This is a genomic window from Micromonospora sp. NPDC050200, assembly GCF_040656135.1.
Taxonomy (GTDB): domain Bacteria; phylum Actinomycetota; class Actinomycetes; order Mycobacteriales; family Micromonosporaceae; genus Micromonospora.
On record NZ_JBFALG010000134.1, the window covers coordinates 1 to 5,990 of the forward strand.

Annotated in this window: 5 protein-coding genes; 4 read left to right on the top strand and 1 reads right to left on the bottom strand. The window is 69.1% G+C overall.

The window, feature by feature from the left end:
- The first annotated feature begins 522 nt into the window (after positions 1 to 522).
- Positions 523 to 1,710, top strand: coding sequence for an ISAs1 family transposase (locus AB0I41_RS34585; RefSeq protein WP_357115481.1), 1,188 nt, complete (start codon positions 523 to 525; stop codon positions 1,708 to 1,710).
- 34 nt (positions 1,711 to 1,744) lie between these two features.
- Complete coding sequence (locus tag AB0I41_RS34590; RefSeq protein WP_357115484.1) at positions 1,745 to 2,200, top strand: hypothetical protein; 456 nt, start codon at positions 1,745 to 1,747, stop codon at positions 2,198 to 2,200.
- Between the two features lie 208 nt (positions 2,201 to 2,408).
- Here AB0I41_RS34590 and AB0I41_RS34595 read toward each other — a convergent pair whose 3' ends face one another.
- Positions 2,409 to 4,379: a BTAD domain-containing putative transcriptional regulator gene (locus tag AB0I41_RS34595; protein ID WP_357115487.1), complete on the bottom strand. Its 1,971-nt coding sequence runs from the start codon at positions 4,377 to 4,379 to the stop codon at positions 2,409 to 2,411.
- 107 nt (positions 4,380 to 4,486) lie between these two features.
- Here AB0I41_RS34595 and AB0I41_RS34600 point away from each other — a divergent pair, with 107 nt between their 5' ends.
- Positions 4,487 to 5,365 carry an alpha/beta hydrolase gene (locus AB0I41_RS34600; RefSeq protein WP_357115490.1) on the top strand — a complete coding sequence of 293 codons (879 nt, stop codon included), beginning with the start codon at positions 4,487 to 4,489 and terminating at the stop codon, positions 5,363 to 5,365.
- 159 nt (positions 5,366 to 5,524) lie between these two features.
- Positions 5,525 to 5,944: a hypothetical protein gene (locus AB0I41_RS34605; RefSeq protein ID WP_357115493.1), complete on the top strand. Its 420-nt coding sequence runs from the start codon at positions 5,525 to 5,527 to the stop codon at positions 5,942 to 5,944.
- Positions 5,945 to 5,990 lie beyond the last annotated feature (46 nt).

The window sequence follows — 5,990 nt, forward strand, 5'->3', positions numbered from 1 at the left end:
TCATCCGATGTCACGGGGAATGGTTCTCCTTGCACGCCCTCACGGGTCAAAGTTTCAGCAGGCTAACCTGCCTTCCCCAAGGCTGACACAGAGGGTGGAGGCCAAGGGATGGCTCGACCGATGGGCCGGACTGCGGCTGGAGATCTAGCGCTCACGCCAAGCGAAGGAAGGGTAGCCCCGACAGGACGTCCTCTTCTCGGCTACGTCCGGATGCGTGCACCCGTGAGCTGGTTACGTTGCGCGACGCGCGCTACGCGGCAGAAGAGGAAGCCTGCCACAACCAGCGCGGTTCTACACGACTACGGTGACGGACGTGCAGATTCCTGGTCTCGGTACGGTCGTCGAGGATGCCGACTTGGGCTGGTACCGCAGCAGGGGCTTTGCGTAGTCGATTGAGGTGTGTCTGACCTGGCCGTACGTAGGATCGTGGCCTGTGTGGAGGGTGACGCGGAACGGGTGTGGCCCGTCGGTGATCATGGAGTTGCTGAGACAACATGACACCGACAAGGACCACACCCGCGCATGTCATCATCGCTGATCGACGTGATCCGTCAGCACACCCCCACCCCGACCGACTCCCCGGCTGCTGGCCGTGAGGCGTATGGCCTGTTGACGGCTCTGGCGCGGGTGCCTGACCCGCGCGACCCCCGAGGGGTTCGGTATCCCCTGGCGAGTGTGCTCGCGGCCGCGGTGTGCGCGGTCATGGCCGGGGCGAGCACGTTCGCCGCGATCGGCGACTGGGTCGACGATCTCGATGCGCTGGCGTGGGGTCGGCTCGGGTTCACCGGTCGGGTGCCGGTCTTGACCACGGTGTGGCGGTTGCTGGTCCGCGTCGACGCCGAGACGTTGACAGCGGTCCTCGCCGACTGGCTGTGCTCCCGGCTGTCGGCGCCGCCGCCGGCGCGGCGGGTCATCGCCGTTGACGGCAAGGTGGTGCGGGGCGCCGTCCTACCCGAGGGGCGGGTTCACCTGCTGTCGGCCTACGACACGTCGACCGGTGTGGTCCTGGCGCAGGTCCAGGTCGCGGCGAAGTCGAACGAAATCCCGGCGTTCGCCCCGCTGCTGGAGCAGGTCAAGGCGCGGCTGGGTGGCCTGGCAGGTATCGTGATCGTCGCGGACGCCCTCCACACGCAGGTCGCCCACGCCCGAGCCGTCGCCGCTGCCGGCGGGCACCTGTACGTGTCGGTCAAGGCCAACCAGCCGACGTTGTTCACCCAGCTCAAGCGGCTGCCCTGGGCCGATGTGCCGGTCGGGGACCAACACCGCGACAGCGGCCACGGCCGCCGCGAGACCCGGACCGTCAAGGCGCTGACCCTCCAGACACCCGGCGGCATCGGCTTCCCCCACGCCCAACAGGCCGTCCGGATCACCCGCACCCGCACTGTGGCCGGCAAGCGCACACGCGAGACCGTCTATCTGGTGGCGTCACTGCCCGCCGCCCACGCCCAACCTGCTGACCTGCAGGAATGGGCCCGCCTGGAATGGCACATCGAGAACCGGCTGCACTGGGTCCGCGACGTGACCTTCCACGAAGACGCCCACCGAGCCCGCACCGGCAACGGACCCGCCGTAGCAGCGGTCCTACGCAACACCGCCATCGGATTCCACCGCGGCAACGGCGAGACCAACATCGCCAGAGCCACCCGACGCGCCAACCGCCGCCCCCACGACCTGATCACCACAGTGACCAGCTACCCGACTACGCAATGACCCTGGGTACCGCAGTGCCCCGATACCAGTACCGGTGTTGGGGGGCATGGCTTGCCGATTCGTTGTCGACGGCTACGACGACGACCCCGCGCAGGAAGAGTTCCACGCTGCAATCCGCACCTTCCTCGCGCTCGACCGAACGGCATTGGAAGTCGCCGCGTCGTCTATCTACGCCTACTACCGCGACGTCATGGACGATGTCTTGGCCGCTGGCGATGACGAGGGGTACGTCGAGATCGACAGCCCGCGCCATGTTCTCAACCATGTTCGGCCCGGGGATGAGCCGACAGTCAGTCGGGATCCCTACGGCGACCAGCATGTCTACGTCTCGATTGAGTGCGAGTGCGCCTGGGAACCAGAGCACGGCCTGCAGATCGTGTTCCGTGACGGTGCCACGGTAACCAAGGTCGGCCCGTACGACGGCCACCTCACCAACTCAGCGGCATACGACGACGAAGAGCTCAACGGCGTGGTGTACCGAACTCGGTGACTGGGTGCACTGTTCTCGGCATGTGCGCATGCCGGCCGAGTCAGCACTTCGTAACGCCGCGTAGCCCGCGGATTGCGGCAGATCCGGACATGTGATCAAGGCATGTTGTCGGTCGTCGGCGGCAGACCGAAGGCAATGCGGGAGGGCCGTGTTCGCGGTGGCCTGGCGATCGGGGGACGACCTGGATCTCATGGCTCAGCCCTCCGGCTCATCGTGACCGGCTGAGGGCCGCGTCGAGGTGGTCGAGATAGCGTGAGACGGGGCCGACGGTGAGCATGCCGCTGCCGGCCCCGGCCAGCTCGTTGGCGGCTGGCGTGAGTTCGGTCCGGGCGCGTTTCATCGTCGTCTGGTCGTCCAGGGCTATTGCAGCCTGGGCGGTGAGGCACCATAGGGCCTCGAACAGCAGGTCGCGCGGCGGATCCGGGGTCTGACGCAGCGCCGTGGCGGCGTCGGCCGGGAGGTCCCGGGTCAGTAGGACGAGCGGGCGCGCCCAGGGCGTGTAAGGGCCCCAGTCGGTGCCATCGTCGAAGCGGATCGGGTCGCCGTGCCACACGTGCAGGCACAGCAGGGCCAGCGGTAGGAGGCCCCGCTCGACGCCGGGCATGCCGGCGTTGGCGAGCTGTGCTGCCGCGTCGCGGTAGGCGGCTTCCGCGGCCTGTGGCGAGGGCCCGGTGGCGGCCAGTCGCAGTGCGCGGTACCACTGGGTGAACACGCCGACCAGCGGGCGGTCGTACCGCTCGGCGAGCCGGTCTGCTGCGGCGGCGTGCTGGTCGCTGGTGGCGAAGTCCGCGAGCGCGCCGCGGGCCTGCAGTCGGATGAGATGACCGAGGATCTCGAACGTCACCAGGCCGTGCCGGGCGGAGAGCGCGACCAGCTCGGCACCGATCTCGTCGCGCTCGGGAGCCAGGCCCGCGCGGTGAAAGGTCTGCATGAACACGCCGTTCAGGGCGAAGGCCAGCAGAGCCGGGTCGCCCAGGCGGCGCGCGGTCCGCTCCGCCTCCTGGGCCGCCTCGGGCCCGCGCGCCGCGCGGGTACCGCGTGACTCCACCGCGATCGTGGCCAGCAGCCGGGCTCGGGTGGCCTCGGACGGGCCGGGGCGAAAGGCGGCCAGGGCCCGTTCGGCCGCCGCGACGATCTGCGCCGCCTGCGCCGGATCATCCGAGCGCGTCCAGATCGCGGGTACGTCGTAGCCGCCGATTACCCGGGCGGTGAGCTCAGGATCGCCCAACTGCTCGGCTGCGGCGATGGCCGCGATCCGCTGCTCCCGCGCCGCCTCAAGTCCGCTCGCCCCCGTCACGGCGAGACTTCGCAGCAGGCCGACCGTCGACTCCAGTCGAGCCCCGGAACCGGACGCCACGGTGCGGTCGTATGCCGCCGTGGTCTCCGCCCAGACTCGTTCCGGTCCCGGTGAACCGGGACCGTCGCTGACCCGATCGGCCTGGCGGAGGATGTCGGTCTCCAGGCGACGCAGTCGCGGGCTCGGATCGACGCCGAGCTGTTCCAGGAGCAGGCTGCGGGCTCGGCGCAGTACCGCAAGCGCATCACCCTGGCGTCCCGCGCGGTACAGGGCAAGCGCCAGCAGCCGCCACGCCTCCTCCCGCCACGGATGCTCGGCCACGTGGGCGTCGAGATCCGGTACGACGTCGGAGGCACGCCCGACGGTTAGTCGCGCCTCGGCCCGCTGCTCGATCGCGTTCAGCCGTAGCTGTTCGAGGCGGGAACGCTCGACGCGCGCCCACGGCTCGTCGTCGAAGCCGGCGAACGCGGGCCCCCGCCACCAGCTCAGGGCTCGATTGAGCCGTTCGAGTGTCTCGTGCGGGGGCGCCGTGGACGCGGCGGCGACGGCGTCCTCGAACCGCCAGGCGTCGACCGCGTCCGGCGCCGACCGAAGCGCGTAGCCCGGGCCCTCGGTGACCAGCAACCGAGCCGGCTCGCGCGGTGGACGCTGCGGCTCCAGCGTGCGCCGTAACGCCGCTACGAACGTGCGGACGGCGCCCACCGCGCCTGGTGGGGGCTCCTGCCACAGGTCGTCGACGAGGCGGCTGACCGGTACGACCTGGCTGCGCGCGACGACGAGTCGCGCCAGCACCGCGCGGTGTTTCGGCCCTTTCAGGTCGATCGGCGCGCCGACGCCGTCCCAGGCGACAACCGGCCCGAGAACACCGAACCTGACCTGCACTGATCGAACCCGCCCTTCCGCGCCTCGGCTCAAACGTATCGCGCTCATCGTTTGCTCATCCGCGACCGGCACGCTGGAATCGTCCACCCGACGAGAAAAGGACGATCATGACATTTGCCATTCCCGGGTTCGACTACCAGCGCGTCACGGTCGACGATGACGTGACACTGAACGTGGCGGTGGGGGGTACGGGCAGCCCGATCGTGCTGTTGCACGGCTTTCCGCAGACCCACGTCATGTGGCGGCACGTCGCCGTCGACCTGGCCACCGACCACACTGTGATCTGTCCCGACCTGCGCGGCTACGGCGCCAGCGACAAGCCCGACGCGCGCGACGCCGACACGTACTCCAAGCGGACCATGGCCGCCGACATCGTCACCCTCGCCAGCAAACTCGGCCACGAGCGCTTCGCCCTGGCCGGACACGACCGCGGTGCTCTCGTCGCCATCCGCGCCGGCCTCGACCATCCCGCTACGATCACCCACCTCGCCATCCTCGACGTCCTGCCGACGCTGGACATGTGGGACATCCTGCACGGGTCCACCGCCGCGGTTGCCTTCCACCTGTACCTGATGGCCCAGCCACCCGGCCTGCCCGAGCAAATGATCAGCGCCAGCGCGGACGCCTTCTTCGGTTACTTCCTCGACGCATGGGCCCAGAACCCGCAGGCCATTCCAGCGGACCTGCGGGCGGAATACCTGAAAGCCTCGCGCGAGGCGGTCCCCTCCATCGTCGCCGACTACCGCGCCTCGGCCGGCATCGACATCGAACACGACCAGACCGACCGAGCCGCCGGGAACCAGCTGTCCATGCCGGTCACCGTCGTCCAGCAGGATTGGGGAGCCGCACTCGGCTTCGACGCCGCCGCGCTATGGCGCACCTGGGCCGCTGATCTGGAGCACCGCACCACATCGGCCGGGCACTTCATGGCCGAGGAAGCACCCGACGAGATCACCAAGGTGCTGCGCTCCCTGCTCGCGCGGTAGCGAATCGTCTGCCCGCCGACGGCGCGGTGACGCGCTCAATTCGGCACGACCGGACGCTGATCGGGCGCGCGGTCAGCGGCAAAAGAGGATGCTGACTGCAACGGTGCGAGATTCGGCCACGAGCTTGTTGCACGTTGCCACGGTGGGCATGCTGTTGCGGTGTTTCGTCGTCTGGATCAGGAAGCTCTGCTGGTCACGCCGGGGCCGGACGCAGACGTGTTCCGGGTGCCTTTGCAACCGTTCTCGTTCGTGTCCGCGATTCGGTGGTGCGGCCACCAGCAGGAACTCATCCTGACGGGTGCTCCAACTGGTCGTCGTGTGCCCGACGTGGGGGCCAATGAGCGGGGTGATCTACGCCTGTTCCGGTGCGACCCGCGTCACGGGGTCTGGCAGCAGGTCCACCGGGGCTACGCGCACGATCCGGTGTGCCTGCCTGGCGGCGGTTACGTGGTTCATCGTGGCGCCGGTCTGACCCTGCTTGACGGGCAGGGTGCGGTGGTGCGCGAGGTGAAGGTCGGGCGGTTCGGGTGCCCTCTGTGTCAGCCTTGGGGAAGGCAGGTTAGCCTGCTGAAACTTTGACCCGTGAGGGCGTGCAAGGAGAACCATTCCCCGTGACATCGGATGA